At 59.6% G+C, this 17,057-nt stretch carries 17 protein-coding genes; 2 read left to right on the forward strand and 15 right to left on the reverse strand.

The window, feature by feature from the left end; translation table 11 throughout:
- Positions 1-22 precede the first annotated feature (22 nt).
- Genes HMPREF2888_RS08850 through HMPREF2888_RS08875 form a run of 6 tightly spaced genes read right to left on the reverse strand, consistent with a single transcriptional unit; the run spans position 23 to position 5,659 of the window.
- Positions 23-1,132: a cysteine desulfurase family protein gene (locus HMPREF2888_RS08850; protein ID WP_061922034.1), complete on the reverse strand. Its 1,110-nt coding sequence runs from the start codon at positions 1,130-1,132 to the stop codon at positions 23-25.
- Positions 1,132-2,073 (reverse strand): electron transfer flavoprotein subunit alpha/FixB family protein, encoded by a 942-nt coding sequence (locus HMPREF2888_RS08855; protein ID WP_061922031.1) that lies wholly within the window; start codon positions 2,071-2,073, stop codon positions 1,132-1,134. Before HMPREF2888_RS08855 ends, HMPREF2888_RS08850 begins: the two co-directional genes overlap by 1 nt.
- 8 nt (positions 2,074-2,081) lie before the next feature.
- On the reverse strand, positions 2,082-2,858 hold the full coding sequence (locus tag HMPREF2888_RS08860; RefSeq protein ID WP_061922028.1) for an electron transfer flavoprotein subunit beta/FixA family protein: 777 nt from the start codon (positions 2,856-2,858) through the stop codon (positions 2,082-2,084).
- A gap of 24 nt (positions 2,859-2,882) precedes the next feature.
- Positions 2,883-4,022: a THUMP-like domain-containing protein gene (locus tag HMPREF2888_RS08865; protein ID WP_061922025.1), complete on the reverse strand. Its 1,140-nt coding sequence runs from the start codon at positions 4,020-4,022 to the stop codon at positions 2,883-2,885.
- Entirely contained in the window at positions 4,019-4,846 is an 828-nt protein-coding gene (locus HMPREF2888_RS08870; RefSeq protein WP_061922022.1) for an NUDIX hydrolase, read from the reverse strand. Before HMPREF2888_RS08870 ends, HMPREF2888_RS08865 begins: the two co-directional genes overlap by 4 nt.
- 12 nt (positions 4,847-4,858) lie before the next feature.
- A complete protein-coding gene (locus HMPREF2888_RS08875) occupies positions 4,859-5,659 on the reverse strand; it encodes an ABC transporter ATP-binding protein (protein ID WP_061922018.1) in 801 nt (266 codons plus the stop codon).
- Between the two features lie 91 nt (positions 5,660-5,750).
- On the opposite strand from HMPREF2888_RS08875, the gene HMPREF2888_RS08880 reads away from it, so the two are divergent.
- Entirely contained in the window at positions 5,751-7,718 is a 1,968-nt protein-coding gene (locus HMPREF2888_RS08880) for a maltotransferase domain-containing protein (RefSeq protein WP_061922015.1), read from the forward strand.
- 34 nt (positions 7,719-7,752) lie between these two features.
- Entirely contained in the window at positions 7,753-9,873 is a 2,121-nt protein-coding gene (gene glgB, locus HMPREF2888_RS08885; RefSeq protein ID WP_061922013.1) for a 1,4-alpha-glucan branching protein GlgB, read from the forward strand.
- Here the strand turns inward: glgB and HMPREF2888_RS08890 are convergent.
- The 9 genes from HMPREF2888_RS08890 to HMPREF2888_RS08930 all read right to left on the reverse strand — a co-directional run bounded on the left by HMPREF2888_RS08890 (position 9,870) and on the right by HMPREF2888_RS08930 (position 16,935).
- A complete protein-coding gene (locus HMPREF2888_RS08890) occupies positions 9,870-11,483 on the reverse strand; it encodes a hypothetical protein (RefSeq protein ID WP_061922011.1) in 1,614 nt (537 codons plus the stop codon). The two genes, glgB and HMPREF2888_RS08890, sit on opposite strands and share 4 nt — an antisense overlap.
- Before the next feature lie 3 nt (positions 11,484-11,486).
- Entirely contained in the window at positions 11,487-12,284 is a 798-nt protein-coding gene (locus HMPREF2888_RS08895) for an ABC transporter ATP-binding protein (RefSeq protein ID WP_061922008.1), read from the reverse strand.
- 53 nt (positions 12,285-12,337) lie between these two features.
- Positions 12,338-12,733 carry an arsenate reductase/protein-tyrosine-phosphatase family protein gene (locus HMPREF2888_RS08900; protein ID WP_061922004.1) on the reverse strand — a complete coding sequence of 132 codons (396 nt, stop codon included), beginning with the start codon at positions 12,731-12,733 and terminating at the stop codon, positions 12,338-12,340.
- A 21-nt stretch (positions 12,734-12,754) separates the two neighbouring features.
- On the reverse strand, positions 12,755-14,191 hold the full coding sequence (locus HMPREF2888_RS08905; RefSeq protein ID WP_070456165.1) for a cation:dicarboxylate symporter family transporter: 1,437 nt from the start codon (positions 14,189-14,191) through the stop codon (positions 12,755-12,757).
- A 123-nt stretch (positions 14,192-14,314) separates the two neighbouring features.
- The gene (locus HMPREF2888_RS08910) at positions 14,315-15,199 is read right to left on the reverse strand and encodes a tetratricopeptide repeat protein (RefSeq protein WP_061921997.1); all 885 of its coding nucleotides are present in this window, start codon (positions 15,197-15,199) and stop codon (positions 14,315-14,317) included.
- Positions 15,196-15,504: an MTH1187 family thiamine-binding protein gene (locus HMPREF2888_RS08915; RefSeq protein WP_061921994.1), complete on the reverse strand. Its 309-nt coding sequence runs from the start codon at positions 15,502-15,504 to the stop codon at positions 15,196-15,198. Before HMPREF2888_RS08915 ends, HMPREF2888_RS08910 begins: the two co-directional genes overlap by 4 nt.
- Before the next feature lie 10 nt (positions 15,505-15,514).
- Positions 15,515-15,799, reverse strand: a complete 285-nt coding sequence (locus HMPREF2888_RS12575) for a hypothetical protein (protein ID WP_083281266.1) — start codon at positions 15,797-15,799, stop codon at positions 15,515-15,517.
- Complete coding sequence (nucS, locus tag HMPREF2888_RS08925) at positions 15,799-16,491, reverse strand: endonuclease NucS (protein ID WP_070432852.1); 693 nt, start codon at positions 16,489-16,491, stop codon at positions 15,799-15,801. The genes HMPREF2888_RS12575 and nucS overlap by 1 nt, the downstream gene beginning before the upstream one ends.
- A 24-nt stretch (positions 16,492-16,515) precedes the next feature.
- On the reverse strand, positions 16,516-16,935 hold the full coding sequence (locus HMPREF2888_RS08930) for a DUF2550 domain-containing protein (RefSeq protein WP_371326268.1): 420 nt from the start codon (positions 16,933-16,935) through the stop codon (positions 16,516-16,518).
- Positions 16,936-17,057 lie beyond the last annotated feature (122 nt).

Raw genomic sequence — 17,057 nt, forward strand, 5'->3', positions numbered from 1 at the left:
TAAGTACCTGGGAGGTCGGTACTTATACGCTGCGGGCGCGCTTGACGACGTCGGGAAGCTGCGCCAGGACGTACTCGACGTCGGCAGGCGTTGTGTTCCTACCAAGGGTAAAACGCAGCGAACCGATTCCATCAGAGTCGGACACATTCATCGCCTCAAGGACGTGCGACATGCGGTTGACGCCCGAGTGGCAGGCGCTGCCGGTCGAGGCCTCGATGCCCAAGGAATCGAGCAACATGATGAGGCTGTCGCCATCGGTGCCGGGGAAGGACACATGCAGGTGCGAAGCCAACATAGGTTCCTCGCAATTGAGGATGACGTTGTCGATGCTGGAGAGAATGCCGGCACGCAGTTGGTCACGCAGCGCACCGACGCGCTTGGTCTCGGAATCGATCTCGGAAACAGACTCCTCGAGCGCTGCCGCAAGAGCAGAGGCACTGGCGACGTCCACGGTGCCCGGGCGGATGCCGCGCTCCTGGCCGCCTCCGAAAGCGATGGGCTGCGGGGCTGGGCTGCGTTTTGCAAGCAGCAAGCCGATGCCACGTGGGCCGCCGAACTTGTGGGCGCTCGCCGCGAGCGTGGTAGCACCGAGCTCGTGGAAGTCGATGGGCAGCTTGCCTGTGACCTGCACTGCGTCGATGTGAACGGGGGTGCCAACTAAAGTTGCGCGGCGCACGATCTCGGCAACTGGCTGGATGGCACCGGTCTCGTTGTTTGCCCACATGCAGGTGGCAACGTCGGCAGGCGTATCTAGCGCGGAGAAGTCGCTGACGTGGGAATAACGATCGACGGGCAGAAGATCGACCTGTGCATCCGGCAGCTGGGCAACGCTATCGCGCACGGCTGGGTGCTCGATAGGAGTCGAAACCACGCGGTTGGTGGTGCCCAGACGGTACAAGCCTTGGATGGCGATGTTGTCGGCTTCGGTGCCGGAAGAGGTGAAGATAACCTCGATCGGCTCGCAGCCAAGAATTTCCGCGACTTTCTCGCGGGCGTCGTCAAGCACGGAACGGGCTTTTCGGCCAGAGGCATACTGCGCGCCGGAGTTTACCGCGCCAGAGGCGGCCACCCACGCATCGATGGCCACCTGGCGCATCGGCTGAGTAGCCGCATAGTCAAAGTAGTGCGACATTACTTACGGGACTCCAGCTCAGCGACCAAAGCCGGGGAAATCTCATGGACGTCACCGACGACGCCGAGGTCAGCGATCTGGAAGAAAGGCTCGTCCTGATCCTGGTTAACCACAACGATGGTGCCGGAGGTCTGCATGCCGGAGGTGTGCTGGATAGCACCGGAGATGCCAAGCGCGATGTACAAATCCGGGGAAACCGTGACGCCGGTCTGGCCCACCTGGTGTGCTGGGTCGTAGAAGCCCTGATCGACTGCATCGCGGGTGGCACCGACGGCACCGCCGAGGGCGTCGGCAAGCGGCTCCACGATGGTGGAGAAGTTGTCGTCGACGCCGCGGCCACCAGAGACAACTACCTTCGCGGCAGTCAGCTCCGGACGAGCAGACTTCTCATGTGGGGTAAAGGAGGTGACGGTGACGTCCTTGGCAGTTGCGGCCGGCAGGGGCATCGGCGCCGGAGCGACGGCTACCGGCTGCGGATCCGCGGCGATTGCGCCTGGGCGCAGGGTGTAGATCGGGCTCGCGCCAGACGCTGTAGCAGTGGTCTCGTAGGAACCGCCGAAGATGGTCAGGTGTGCGGAGCCATCGGCGTTAATCTCGTCGACGTTGACGAGGGCGCCGGAAGCCAGACGCGCGGAAAGGCGGCCGGCAATCTCGTTGTTGGTCGGGGTCGCAGCTAGCACGATTGGGGCTGGGTTCGCGGCGGCGAGGGCGTGCAGGGCATCGACCTCGGGCAGGATGATGCGGCGCTCGTAGTCCTCAGCGCTTGCCTGCACGATCTGTGCGGCGCCCAGGGCTGCCAGCTCGGAATCGAAGGCATCTGCTTGCTTGCCGACGACGACTGCGGAAACGGTACCCAGCGCACGCGCTGCGGTAATCAGCTCACCGGTAACAGGGCTAAGGGCGTTATCTTCGTGCTCTACAAGTACGTATACGTGAGACATTTCGGCTCCTAGATAAGGTTCTTCGCGGCGAGGAAGTCGGCAATCTGCTTTGCGGCTTCCTGCGGATTCGGCTCGGTGATGACCTCACCCGCGGTGCGGGCAGGACGCTGGGCGGCGGCTGTCACCGTGGTGGTTGGTGCCACGGCATCGATGCCAAGGGAGGCCACGTCGAGGGTGGTGATCTCGGCCTTCTTGGCCGCCATGAGTCCCTTGAAGTTCGGGAAGCGCGGCTTATCGGCCTTATCGGTGAAGGTGACGATGGCTGGCAGGGCTGCCTCCAGCTCCCAGTGGCCGTGAGCGTCCTCGCGCACACCGCGCAGGACGCCGCCCTCGAGGCTCAGGGACTTCAGCTCGGTCATCGCCGGGAGCTGGCGGTACTCAGCGAGCAGGCCAGCCAGCAGGCCGGTGGAAGCATCCGAGGAGTAGTTGCCCAGGGTGATGATCTGGACGTCCTCGATGGTGTTGATGGCCGCGTTGAGCGTCCAGGCGGTAGAGAGTGCATCGGCGCCGGAAAGGGCGTCGTCAAGCACGTGTACTGCGTCGTCTGCGCCCATCGCGAGGGCCTTGCGCAAAGCTTCGTCAGCGCCGGCAGGGCCCATGGTCACTGCGACGACGCGGAAGTCTGGGTTTGCTTCCTTGATGCGCAGTGCCTGCTCGACGGAATACTCGTTGACCTCGTCGATGACGTTGTCGACGCTCGTGCGGTCGAGGGTGTGGTCTTCCTCGAGGGACTTGGTGGACCAGGTATCCGGTACGTGTTTGACCAGAGCCACGATTGCGGGCATTGGACACTTCCCTTTCCGATAGATTTATGTTGCGTAATTATCCTCGGACGATACTACTCGTGGTCCGCACAGCAACGCGATTCCCTTAGTTCCGATGCGTGTCATGATGACGGCCATGGAACGGCTTCCCTTGAGCTTAAGCTTCTTCCGCAGCTGATCGGGGTCGACGTCTAGACCGCGGACCAGTATCTCGAGGGAGCCAGCATCGTGTGACTGCAGTGCGGCTTTGAGTTTCTTGACTGGCACCGCCTCGATGAATTCAAATCCGGACGTGCCTGCCGGGATGCGTTGCCCTGTCAGGTAAGCGATGCGCGGGTCCAGCTGATGGAGGCCTTCGCGCTTGGCGTAGTGGCGCACAAGCCCCGCGCGTACAACCGCGCCGTCTGGGTCCATGATGTAGGTGCCAATGTCGCCGGCTTCGGGCAGGTCGGCCTCGTCGAAGTCGGTGCTGGAGAGAACATCAGCCTTTCCACCTTTGATCATGACTGCGCTGCGGCCAACGCCCAGACCAGGTGTATACAGGCAGGCCTCTTTGACGTTGCCGTCGACGCTGGCGACGGATACCAAACCTTGCCAATCTGAAAAGTCGAGGCCGGGGGCACACTTGACGGCGAGTTCGCACTCGTGTGCCGCCAGAAGATCGGGCAACGGCGGCAGGAGCTTTGCGGGATCGGTAATGCGTTTGCCGCCGCTTCGGCGCGCTGGATCGGCGATGATAACGGGTGCCGTTGAGCTCTGCGTCAAAGCGTCTGCGCAGAAGAAGGGATGCGGGGTGTTGTGCTGCGCCATCTTGATGCGCGAACGGTCGAGGTCAGAGCCTACATATTTTCCTGGAGCCCACGCAGCCCCTTCGGTACCGATGGAACAGGTGACATCGTGGACGAGTTCGACCCCCAGGCTTGTCAAGAAAGCGGCACGATGTTTGGCTACCTCGAGCGGGGTGGCCTGCTGCACGGAATCGGAGTCCATAAGCCAGTCGCTGGGCAGCTTTTTACTGTTTCGGGCTTTGATGAGTTCGGCTACGGCACGGGCGTGCTCACCGAATTGTTGCTGGAGCTTGGCGACGTCGCCTAATTGGGAAGCCTTGCTGAATTCAAGGTCAAGGCCCGCTATCTCCGGTTGGTGCTGGACTAAGAAGTCGATCTCGGCGAGGGTATAACTCATATTCTGTCTACGGGTTGAGTGCTGAAGAATTCGCGGTAGCGCGGGTCGTGCTCGGGGTCGCCGATGATGGGGCGAAGGTCGGAGAAAGAGGCGTCGTCAAGCGCTTCTCGCACCGTGGAGTAATTGCTCAGGCGCAGCATTTGCGCCCAAGTGGGAAGAGCCAAGCGGACAAGCCCGGCGCGCCACCCGTCGAGGACGAGGCGGGGCGGGAACCATCCGGCGTCGTCTGCCTCCGTGGTATCGCCGTCGGGCTCTTGGCCTTCCGGTAGAACGGCGATGAAGAAAAAGGTATCGAACCATTGTCCGCAGTCTTCGCCCGCCCACCGAGACCACGGCATGAGCATGTCGGCGTCGGCGCGCATGCCGTTGTTCATGAGGAATTCGGTAAAGGAAATCTCGTGAGTTTCCAGCATGACGCGTTCGCGGTGATAGCGCGAGGCGTCGGAGACGATTCCGTCATCGCGAACGGCGAGCAAGGTACCGGATTCCTCGAAGAGTTCTCGGATGGCGGCGAAGACCAAGGCATGGGTCTTGTATTTGGTAACGCCCATGCGACGGGCCAAGGAAATAACGGAGCGGCCCGCCCAGAGATCGCCGGAACTCCACATTCTTGGCGGGAAATCGCGGGGGTCTACTCCCCCGCCCGGAAACACTGCGTGCCCCGGGTAATTGCGCATCGTGGAGACCCGTTCCTGGAGCCAAACCTCGAGCCCTTCTTGGCCGTCGCGCAGCAGCAGGACGGTAGCGGCCAAGCGTCCACCGTTAAAACCGGTGGTTTCGCTGTGGTCGATCGCGTCAAGGCGCTCGTGAATGGGTCGGGTCATGCAAAGTTCCGTTTAGCGTATGCGGCGAGCGAAGTAACGTTCACCGATTCGATCCACCTGAATTGGTTGGTGGAAAGCCTGCGTAAGGTTTTCTGAGGTAAGGACCGTATTGATTAGTCCCTTCGCCACGACCTTACCCTCATCGAGGATCATCGCATGGGTAAATCCATAAGGGATTTCCTCGACGTGGTGGGTAATCATGACGATTGCTGGTGCATCGGCATCCATTGCCAGCTCGCCCAAGTAGCCCACGAGATCCTCGCGGCCTCCTAGGTCCATGCCGGCGGAAGGCTCGTCGAGGATGAGTAGCTCAGGGTTGGACATAAGGGCACGTGCCAAGATGACGCGCTTCTTTTCTCCCTCCGATAGGGTTCCCCAGGTGCGCTCGGCCAAGTGGCGGGCGCCCACCTGGTCAAGGATTTCGAAGGCGCGGCTAAAGTCCATGTCTTGGTACTCCTCGCGGAAGCGTCCCAGGACTGCGTAGCCGGCGGAGATAACGAGGTCGTCGACTCGTTCGCCGTCGGGAATGCGGTGCTGTACTGCGGCGGAAGAAATGCCGATGGCGGCACGCAAATCGCGCATGTCGGTCTTGCCGATCTGCTCGCCCATCAAAAAGGCAGTTCCTTTAGAAGGAAACTCTTCCGCAGAGGCAATGCGGACCAAGCTGGTCTTGCCGGCGCCGTTTGGGCCGATGATGACCCAACGCTCGTCGAGCTCTACTTGCCAATCGACTGGACCCACCAAGGTTTTTCCGCCACGGCGCAGCTCGACGCCGCGGAAGTCGATGAGCCAATCTTCGTCAGTTACGGGCATTGTTTCGTTATTCACAGCATTCACGTCCTATATTGTTGCGGAAATTCTGGTTGCCCGGTGAAACTGACACAGCTGCACTACTCTAAAGGGCATGACTACACGCCTCGCCATCGATGATGTCCGTCCTAGCTTCTCTCCCACTAAGGCCGTGGTTAATGAGGTGGTTCCGGTAACCGCGTTGGTCTGGCGGGAAGGCCATGATGCGGTGTCGGCAACCCTTTCGGTGTGGAATACCGAATCCCCTTCGGTTTCCTCGGTGACCATGGACCAAGACCCAATTGACCCTGACCGTAGGCATGGTGTGTTTACTCCGCTTACCTGTGGGCGCTGGTTCTTCCGTATCGATGCGTGGTCAGACCCGATGGCAACGTGGCGCAATGCGGTGGAAAAGAAGATGGCTGCGGGGCAGACGGCCGCCGAGCTTTCCAACGATCTCCTCCATGGCGCGGAGCTTTTTGAGCGGGCGGGAATGCCCGATGTTGCTAAGTCGCTAGCGAATGAGTCTTTGGACCTGTCCTCGCGCGTCGAGGCAGCGCTTTCCGACGCCGTGGCAAAGAAACTGCATGCGCACCCCTTGCGGGATTTGCTCGTGGAAGGCGAGGTCCACGAGGTACTGGTCGAGCGCCGAGAAGCGCTTTATAACTCTTGGTATGAGCTCTTCCCGCGTTCTACGGGCGGTTGGGATGAAGAAGGCAACCCAGTCCACGGCACTTTCAAGACCACGGCCAAAGCGTTGGAGCGAGTCGCAGACATGGGCTTCGACACAGTGTATTTCCCGCCGATTCACCCCATCGGAAAGGTTCACCGCAAGGGCAAGAACAACTCGGTGGTGGCTGAACCGGGCGACGTCGGCTCGCCGTGGGCAATTCAAGATCATTCCACCACTCACCCAGACTTGGGCACGATGGACGATTTCAAAAAGCTGGTTTCTCGCGCGCAGGACCTGGGGCTCGAGGTAGCGCTGGATCTGGCGCTCCAGGCCGCACCGGATCATCCGTGGGCCAAGACGAACCCAGAGTTTTTCACGGTCTTGGCTGACGGCACCATCGCTTATGCGGAGAATCCGCCGAAAAAGTACCAGGACATCTATCCCCTGAACTTCGACAACGACCCAGACGCGATCTACAACGAGATCTTCCGCATCGTGATGATCTGGATCGAGGCGGGCGTAACCACCTTCCGCGTGGATAACCCGCACACCAAGCCGGCAAACTTTTGGACCTGGCTCATAGACAAGGTGCACGTGACCCATCCGGAGGTCATCTTCCTTGCGGAGGCCTTTACCCGCGCGCCACGGCTGTTCGGCTTGGCGAAGGCAGGCTTTACCCAGTCCTATACCTATTTCACCTGGCAAACCTCGAAGCGCGAGCTGACCGAGTTTGCCAAGATGCACGTGGAGCAGGCGGATATTTGCCGCCCCAACCTCTTTGTGAATACGCCTGACATCCTGCACGAGTCTTTGCAGACCGGCGGGCGGGCCATGTTCGCTATCCGCGCGGCTTTGGCCGCGACTCTGTCTCCGCTATGGGGCGTGTACTCCGGCTATGAGCTTTATGAGCACGAGGCCGTGGCGCCGGGCAGTGAGGAGTACATGGACTCTGAGAAGTACGAGCTGCGCCCGCGCAACTTCCAGGAGGCGGCTACCCGTGGCGCATCGCTGGAATCCTATATTCGCCTTCTCAATCTCATCCGCCGTGAGAACCCCGCGCTGCAGCAACTGCGCAACCTCAAATTCCACGACGTCGATAACGAAAAAATCATTGCCTACTCCAAGGCAGATCCTGCGACGGGCAACGTGATCCTGGCCGTGATCAACCTGGATCCGCGCAATGCCCAAGAAGCCACCGTTACCGTAGAAATGGAAGCGATCGGCAGAGCCGACGGTGACGTCTACACCGTCCACGATGCCATTACCGGCGCCGCCTATAACTGGTCCAACCGCAACTTCGTGCGACTCGAACCAATGCGCGACGTCGCCCATCTGTTCGTGCTGCCGCAGGCTGACCCGCATTCCTTGGACCGCCTTGCCTGGCGCGACGTCAACGATTATCGACCTTAAGTCCTGTCTCCTTCGATTTAGGTAACGTGAACACATGAACATTCCGGAAGCAGATCTCGCCCGCCTCAACGAGTGTCGCCACCATGCCCCACATGACTTTTATGGCTGGCACGACGGCACGGTTTTAACTCGTCGCCCCGGCGCCGAGAAGGTGGAGCTGGTCACCGAAACTGCCGTGCACGAGATGAATGCTGTAGGCCACGACCTATGGGAGAGCGCACTAGACCAGGAGCAGGATTACCGTTTCCGGGTGACTTACCCAGGCCAGGCTCCGGTCGAGGTGGCCGACGGCTACCGGTTCTTGCCCACTGCCAGCACTTTCGATCTGCACCTGATTTCGGAAGGTCGCCACGAGCGGCTTTGGGAGGTACTTGGCGCGAATCTGCACAGCTACGACACGCATTTGGGCCGGGTTGAAGGTGTTTCGTTTGCGGTGTGGGCGCCGAATGCCAAAGGCGTTGCCGTAGTAGGCGACTTCAACGGCTGGAATCCCGCGCAGTCGCCGATGCGCTGTTTGGGCGCAACCGGGGTCTGGGAGCTCTTCGTCCCCGGCATCGGTCCCGGCGAGCGCTATAAGTTCGCGATTCAAACCGCGGACGGCCGGCGCATCGATAAGGCTGATCCGATGGCGAAGCAAACGATTGCTCCGCCGGAGACAGTCTCGGTAGTCATGGCAAACGATTACGAATGGAATGACTCCGCATGGATGGATGCTCGTAACGGCAATCTCGATGTACCGATGAGCATCTACGAGCTGCATGTGGGTTCTTGGAAGCAAGGCGCCGACTACAACAGACTGCGCGCTGAGCTCATCGATTACGTCCTCGAGCATGGCTTCACCCACGTCGAGCTGCTTCCGGTGGCAGAGCACCCCTTCGGCGGTTCTTGGGGCTACCAGGTCTCGGGCTACTACGCTCCGTCGGCACGCTGGGGCTGCCCGGATGAGTTGCGTGCGCTTATCGACGCCCTGCATAACGCCGGCATCGGCGTCCTCATCGACTGGGTCCCAGCGCACTTTCCCAAAGACGAATTTGCACTGGGACGCTTTGACGGCCAGGCACTCTACGAGCACCCCGACCCCCGCCGCGGCGAGCAGGCCGACTGGGGAACCTACGTCTTTGACTTTGGCCGCAACGAGGTGCGCAACTTCTTGGTAGCAAATGCGCTGTATTGGGCCGAAGAATTCCACGTCGACGGCCTGCGCGTGGATGCGGTGGCCTCGATGCTTTACTTGGACTACTCACGTGAAGTATGGCTGCCCAACCAGTACGGCGGACGCGAAAACCTGGAAGCGGTACAGTTCTTGCAGGAGACAAACGCTACCCTGCAACGCCTGCATCCCGGCGTGCTGACCATCGCCGAGGAATCGACCTCTTGGCCGGGCGTTACTGCTCCCACCTCGGAGGACGGCCTCGGCTTTTCCCTGAAGTGGAATATGGGCTGGATGAATGACACCCTCGAGTACTTCAAGCACGAGCCCATCTACCGCCAGCATCATCATGGCGAGCTGACTTTCTCCATGGTCTATGCCTATTCGGAACGCTACGTGCTGCCGTTTAGTCACGACGAGGTCGTCCATGGCAAGGGCTCGCTGTGGACGCGCATGCCTGGCGACGATTGGAACAAGGCCGCAGGCTTGCGTGCGCTGTACGGATATATGTTCTCGCATCCGGGCAAGAACCTGCTGTTTATGGGGCAAGAGTTTGGCCAGGTCGCGGAGTGGAACGAATCCAGCTCTGTGGACTGGGCCAACCTCGAAGGCTGGGGCGGTGAATGGCATCGCGGCATCAAGCGCTTGGTGCGCGATATCAATGCCGTCTACAAGAACACCCCTGCCCTGTGGTCCCAGGACTTCACGCAGGATGGTTTCCAGTGGGTCAAGGCCGATGACTCGAACAATAACGTCTTGGGTTACGTGCGCTACGGCAACGATGGCTCGGCGCTGCTCGCCGTGTGCAATTTCTCAGGCAACTCCATTCCGAATTACCACTTGTGGCTGCCCCGGGATGGCGCGTGGGAGATGGTGCTCAACACTGACGACGCCGTCTATGAGGGCGCGGGTAATGCACTGCCGATTAAGGTGCACTCCGCGTCGAATTCCGCGGAGCTACACCTCCCGGCTAACTCCGTGCAGTGGTATCGCTTTGTGGGCTAGCTGACCCAGGTGTCGACCTTGGCGTAGATCTCCGGCATCCGGGCGTCGACCCGCTTGCCGGCGATATATGCCACCAGTGCGTGCACGATAGCCGGTACGGCAAGGCTCAAGATGACACCGACTGCTAGCAACGGAGCCTTGTCTTGGGTAACGGCGATGCCTAGGCAAACAAGACCTGGGGCCACTGCAATCCAGCCGAAGATGAGTCCGAAGAGGCTGGCCACAAAGGCGGGTGCGGAGTAGCCAGACTTATCAGTCCACGCGTTGGTACCCGGCGCAGAGACTGGATAAGGGTTATAAACTGACAAAGCTAGTGAACAGGCGCTGACCGAAAGCAGCATTCCTAGTGCAGCACAACCAAAGGCCAATACCTTCAGGCGTTCAGGGCTGATGATGAGCGCCAGGATGACGCAAATGAGGATGACAACTGCAGAAGGCGTCAGGTGAGCGCGATGGCGGGCCAGCAGAAATTTGCTTGGTGCACAAGGTGCCATCATCTTCAGCCAGCCGGAGGGGCCATCGTAGCCATAGTCGTTGACGCCGAGTAGGCCGCCCACGAGACCGAGCATCACGAGCACGCCTAAACCAGCGGCCAAGTTGCCGTTAAAGATGTGGTAGAGACAGAATCCTGCGAGCACCGGCAAGAAGATCAAGGTATTTACTAGGCGCATATCGCGGACGATATAAAGCAACGAGCGCGAGTACTCCATCATGGCGGGACTGCGATAGGCCAGGCCCATCAGGCGGAGGCGGGATACGCCGTGCTGCTTTGTCTTTGTGGCTGGCGCAGGCCGGGCGTGCTGCTGGCTTTGGGCGAATTCTGTTTTGATTAAGTGCCGCCAGACCGCGAAGAGCCCCACTGCGGTGACAATTGCGATTAGAAGCTGCGCGAGTGCTTCCATGTAAGAGCCATTGCCAAGCGCTGTGGCCCAACCGGTCGCTGCGGTAAACGGCGTCCACGCGGCATACTTGCCGATGGTGCCGAGCGGCACTGCATCTTCAATCTGACCGTTTAAGAGAATGACGCAGAGCATCAATACGGTACCGAGAATGCCGCCAATGAACTTGCTGCGGTCGCTTTCCAAGCTGACCACGTTGCTGGCAATGCTCATCAGGCACTCCGACAAACAGATGGTGATAAACCACGAAAGCGCCATGCCGAGCACGAATGCGGGTACGGCAATGACATTGAAGTCACCGATGCTCACGAGCATGATCGCACCGACGATTGCCCAGATGATGCTAAAACCTGCAGAAAGCCAGGCACGGGAGTTAAGGAAAGAAATGCGCAGCATGGCGGGCCGGACCTCTTCTAAAGAAAGCGGCAGGCCTTTCAAGGTATCCGGGTAAAGCTGCTTTTCACCGGCGGGCATGATCATCGCGAGCATGAGGTAAATCGCTACGCCGATGAGGTTGACAGTGGTGAGAGCGTGAGCATTGCGCGTGCCTTCGCTCAGATCTAAGCCAGCCATAAGCCCAGTGTTGGCGAGACCAATCAGGCCATAGATGACGAAGAGGACCACCATCATCCACTGCGCGGTGTTCTCTTTGAAGGTCCTGCTCCATAGTGTGCGGTGCAGCTTGACGAGGGTTTTGCTGGTGTCCATCATGGCCTAATTTCCACCCAACCACTGGAAGGCGTTGGAATCGAGATCAGCGCCGCCGACGAGCTCGATGAAGACGTCTGTGAGGCTCTTGTCACCGCGGACCTCATCGACGGTGCCGGAGGTAAGCACTTGGCCATCATTAATGATTGCCACGGAGGTACAAAGTCCTTCGACTAGGGACATGACGTGGGAGGAAATCACCACGGTGCCACCCCGGGCAGCGAAGTTCACGAGCACGTTTTGGATGAGGCGGCCGGATACTGGATCGACTGCCTCGAGCGGCTCATCGAGGATGAGCACCTCGGGATTATGGAGTACTGCGCCGGCAAGCAGAATCTTCTTGGTCATGCCAGCGGAATAGTCGGCGATGCGTTTGGAGGCGGCGTCGTCAAGCGCGAGCACGTGCAGGAGCTCGGCGGCGCGGCGCTGTGCCTCCCCCTCGTCGAGCTTGCGTAGCGCGCCCAAGTAGTAGAGATACTCGGCGCCGGTGAGGCGGTCGAATACGGGTGCGCCGTCCATGAGCAAGCCCATCGATGCCTTCGCAGGGATTGGATCGTGCCACACGCGGTGACCGGCAACGAATGACTCGCCGCTATCGGGGCGCAGAAGACCGCAGCCCATGGTCAGCATGGTGGTCTTGCCCGCACCGTTGGGGCCGACGATGCCATAAATAGAACCCCGCGGGACGTCGAGATCTAGATTGCGGACGGCGGGAGAACCATTGAAGGATTTGTTAAGGCCACGGATTGCAAAGGCTTGCTGCCTAGGATCGGGCGAAATCGGTGCTCGGTGCGGACTAGTCATGCACCGCACCTTATTAGAAAATGTTACCTATTTCTAGGTTTTTAGTATCCAAATTAATTATGGCGCGCAATCAATTCTTTGACGCGGGCGTCGATGTCATCGCGCAGCTCGACCATCCTTTGCTTCCCCTCGACGCCACGCTGGGAGGGATCTTCAATCTCCCAGCGCTCGGCGGGTCCATCGTACTCGGCGCCGCCGACGATGATGACGTGGTCGACATTGGCGGCAAGCTCCGGGTCGACAGGCTTGGGCGTACCCTCAGACATGTCGGCACCCACTTCGGCCAGGCAATGAGACGCCTCGAGATTTACGTCGCCGGACTGGCCCGGTTCGGCCACTTGGACGCCTGCCGAATAAACCTCCCACGAGGGAGCGTGCAGCTTCGCCAAAGCTGCGGCCATTTGGGACTTGCCGCGGTTGGAATTGCAGAGGAAGAGTACTTTCGTCATAGCCTCGCAGTATAGCGAGAACTACTTGTAGTACATCTCAGAGCCGTCTTTGTAGCGTTCCAAGTCAACCTGCTGCGTTGGCTGCAGGCGTTCGTGGGCTGGGTTCTCCACGTCTGGCATGCGCAGGTTAACGGTGCTGTCCTTGCCGGAATCAGCGTATGGTTCCTCACCGTTGAGGACCTTCGTGACGCGGTCCATGTCCACGGTCTTGGTCCAACGGCCAACCAGGATGGTTGCGAGCGCGTTGCCGGCAAAGTTGGTCAGAGCGCGAGCCTCGGACATAAAGCGGTCGATGCCCATGATGACGTCGACGCCGCCGAGGAGCTCAGGGCGGTGGGACTGCAAGCCCGCAGCCAGCGTTGCGATGCCGGCTCCGGAGACACCCGCTGCGCCCTTGGACGCGATGATCATAAAGACCAGCAGGCCCACCTGCTCGCCCAAGTTCATCGGCATATGCATTGCCTCGGAAATGAAGATGGCGGAAAGCGTCAGATAAATAGCGGTGCCGTCCAGGTTGAAGGAATAACCGGTCGGTACAACGATACCCACGGTCGGCTTCTCCACGCCGAGGTGCTCCATCTTGCGCATGAGGTTCGGCAATGCGGATTCAGAGGAAGAAGTAGCAACGATGAGCAGGAACTCGCGGCCCAGATACTTGCAGAGCTTCCACATGCTGATACCGCCGAATACACGGGCGATGAGGCCGAGTACCACGAATACGAAGAGGAAGCAGGTGATGTAAAAAGCCAGCATCAGGGTGGCCAAGGACTTCACGGCATCCATGCCGGTCTCACCAACGACGCCTGCCATAGCTCCGAAAGAGCCGAGCGGAGCCAGCCACAAAATCATGTTGAGGATCTTGAAGACGAGGCGCTGCAGGCTGGCGACGAAGCCAAGAATAGGTTCGCCTGCTTCGCCCATGGACTGCACGGCGAAGCCACACAGCAACGCGATAAACAGGACCTGGAGAACCGATCCCGAGGTAAATGCCGAGAACATGGTCTCTGGGACGATGGAGCTGACAAAGCCCCAAAGACCCTCGCCTTCCGCACCTGCCTTGATGTACTTAGAGCCATCACCGCCGCTAATATGAAGGCCAGCGCCGGGATCGATGAAGTTTCCGACCACGAGGCCGATCGCCAGCGCAAAGGTGGACATCGTGATGAAGTACGCCAGAGCGATGCCGCCGGCCTTACCGACCGATGCCGCAGCGCGCACCGAGCCGATGCCCAGCACGATGGTGCAGAAGATGATTGGCGCGATGACCATCTTGATGAGGCTGACGAACATCGTGCCCAATGGCTTGAAGTTAACGGCAACGCCCGGGGCGACTAGACCCAAGGCAATACCGGCAATCACCGCAACGATAACGCCGATGTAGAGCCAGTGGGTACGGTCCTTCTTCGGGGCTTTGGGCTCCGGGATTTTTGGACCATTAATTGGTTGCAAAGTCGGCATAGAGCACTCCCTTTTAATTGGCCTTTTAATTGGCTCTGTCAAGGATTTCTGCCCTGATAATAGAACCGGATAAAAGCGATCCAGAAATTCCAGAAAGCCGGGGGTGCTCTAGTTACCCCTTCGCTAATAAAGAGCGCTTGCGAGCTTGGTGCGCGCTTGCAGGACACGGGAATCGGAGGCGTCGAAAAGCGCGAAGAGCTCGAGCAAGCGAACCTTGAGGGCTTGCTTGTCGTCGCCTGCGGTTCTTTGCATCGCCGAGATGAGGCGCTCGAAGGCTTTCTCGGGCGCACCGGCGACGACCTCGGCGTCGGCGGCATCGCACTGCTTGGCGACGTCGGCTGGCGCAGCGTCGGCAGCAGCAATCGGGTCCTCGGTGCGGTTGGCGGGGTCCAGACGACGCAAAACCTGGGTGGTGTTGCGGGCCTGCTTGACCTCGGCGTTGTCTGGATCGTCGGCCAAAATGGCGTCGTAGTGGGCGATGGCTGCGTCGAAATCGCCGTGGTTTAGGGACTCCTCGGCGGCCTGCACGCGTGGGTCCGCGGCAGTTTCTGGTTCTGGGGTCTCGGTGCTGAGACCACTCAATTGCGGCCCAAGCTTCTCGACGAGCGTGGCAGTCCACTGCTCCAGCGCATCCTTGGGCTGGGCTCCCTCGAAGTTGGTAATCGGCTGGCCGGCAGCTAGGGCGACGGTGGTCGGCAGGTTTCGCACGCCAAAGACCTGCGCTACCTGCGGGATAGCATCAGCGTCGATGTAGCCAACGATGAACTTGAGCCCACCGGCCTCTGCGACAGCGCGCAGGTCATTCTTCAGTTGCTCGGAGGCGGGCGAACGCGAAGAACCGATGAGCGCAATAACGGGGACCTCGGCGGAACGGCGAATCAATTCGGATTCGAAGTTAGCCTCGGTTACCTCGAAAAATGCAGATACCCCGGAAGGCGCTTCCTCAGTCTCCTTTTGCTGCTTCAGCGCGCCCAAGTCAAGGGCACCGCCTACATAAGGTCCGGTCACTTGTTTTCCTCCAAACGTCGATTCACAGACTCCACCTTTTGCGTCAACTGGCCAGTCACACCTTCGCGGATATCGGCCTTGACTACAAGCGAGGTACGCGGCGAAACCTTGCGTACCGCATCGGTGGCTTCCTTGATTACGGCAAAGACCTCATCCCATTCGCCTTCTATAAGGGTAAACATGGCATTGGTCTCGTTGGGCAAGCCGGATGCGCGCACCACGCGGACGGCTTCGGCGACGGCTGCAGACATCTCCGCAGTTTCCTCGCCCACCACGGTTGGCGCGACAGAAAAAGCAACAATCATGCCCGCTATCCTACCTACGCTCCCAGCAGTGACGGTGCCAGTGGCGGCGGTCATCTTCCCTGCCGCCTGTATCACGCGGCCAAGCCACGATATGGGCAACGCGAGGCGGAATATTTTGGTTGCAGCCGGGGCAGATATAGAACTTTGTAGCTGCAGCGCTGCCGATGTGGCGCATAACGAAGGGCTCGCCGTGGGTCCACTTTGGGCCCTCGACGGTCTGCGAGCCTAGAAAAGTAGAGCCATCCTTAGGCAGCGGGCGCGGGCTGACGCGGTTTCTCCTGTTGCGGCGTGGCATTAGAAAAGACGTAGCTCGTTCGACTCAATGCCGCGCAGATCTTGGTAGTCAAGGATGACGCAGCGAATACCGCGGTCCTCGGCCAGCGTACGGGCCTGCGGCTTGATTTCCTGGGCTGCAAAGACGCCTTGCACGGGTGCCAGTAGCTCGTCACGGTTGAGAAGCTCCAGATAGCGTGTGAGCTGCTCGACGCCGTCGATACCACCGCGGCGCTTGACCTCAACCGCAACGAACTTATTGTCTTGGTCTTTGGCCATGATATCGACTGGTCCAATTGCAGTTGGATACTCGCGGCGCACGAGTGAATAGTCCTCGCCCAGGGTATCGATGTGCTCGGCGAGCAGCTCCTGCAGGTGCGCCTCGACGCCGTCCTTAACAAGCCCCGGATCCGCGCCCAATTCGACGGAGAAGTCTTGGTGAATCTCCGCGATCGTGATACGCAGCTGCTCGCCCTTGGGGTTTTCAACGAGCCACAGCTGTTCGCCAGTGTCCTCGCCGTCGATGTCAGTGATGGCGGATTCCTCCAGCGTGCACGGCGGAGTCATCCAATTCAGCGGCTTATAAGCGCGGTCGTCGGCGTGGATCGACACGGAACCGTCTGCCTTGACGAGGATGAGGCGATCGGCGACGGGCAAATGGGCATCCAAACGGCCGACATAATCAACTGAGCAACGAGCGATGACTAAACGCATGCTCTCTACCCTATAGGTAGCCGCCTACTCCTTAGTAAAACGGGTAGCGCGCTGGCGCAGACGCCGATAGTCAGGACGTTGCAAGCGCTTGGAAGGCGCCGCCTCAATCCAGGCGGTAAGACCCATGATTCCGTGTAGGTCAGTGGCGATTTCGTATTCCTGATCCGCGAAGGAAAAGCGGATGACCTGGTTGGCGGCGGACATAAAAGCAGCCTCGTCATCGTCTAATTGACGAGTGCCAATTAGCTCGACGCCGAGGCGGTTGAAACGAAGGTCTGCCTGGACCGAAACCGAACGCAGTTTGAAGTACTCCACGTATTCTCCGTTATAGCGCATCACGCCATGACGCCAAGAATGAGAGTTTTTAGCGGGAAGGGTTCTCAGCAATACAGAGGTCCCGCGCGCACGCAACTTGAAAAGCGGCGAGCAGCAAGGATAAGGCACAAAAGGACAAAAGCCGCCACGATGAGGAACAACCAGCCTAGACCTGAAATGTACATATGCTGCCGCTCCTTTTAATCCTGAACCTGAAAGATATTAGGTAAAATTCTAGTATCTTCCCCAGC

The organism is Corynebacterium sp. HMSC077D03, from assembly GCF_001808545.1.
GTDB classification, from domain to species: domain Bacteria; phylum Actinomycetota; class Actinomycetes; order Mycobacteriales; family Mycobacteriaceae; genus Corynebacterium; species Corynebacterium simulans.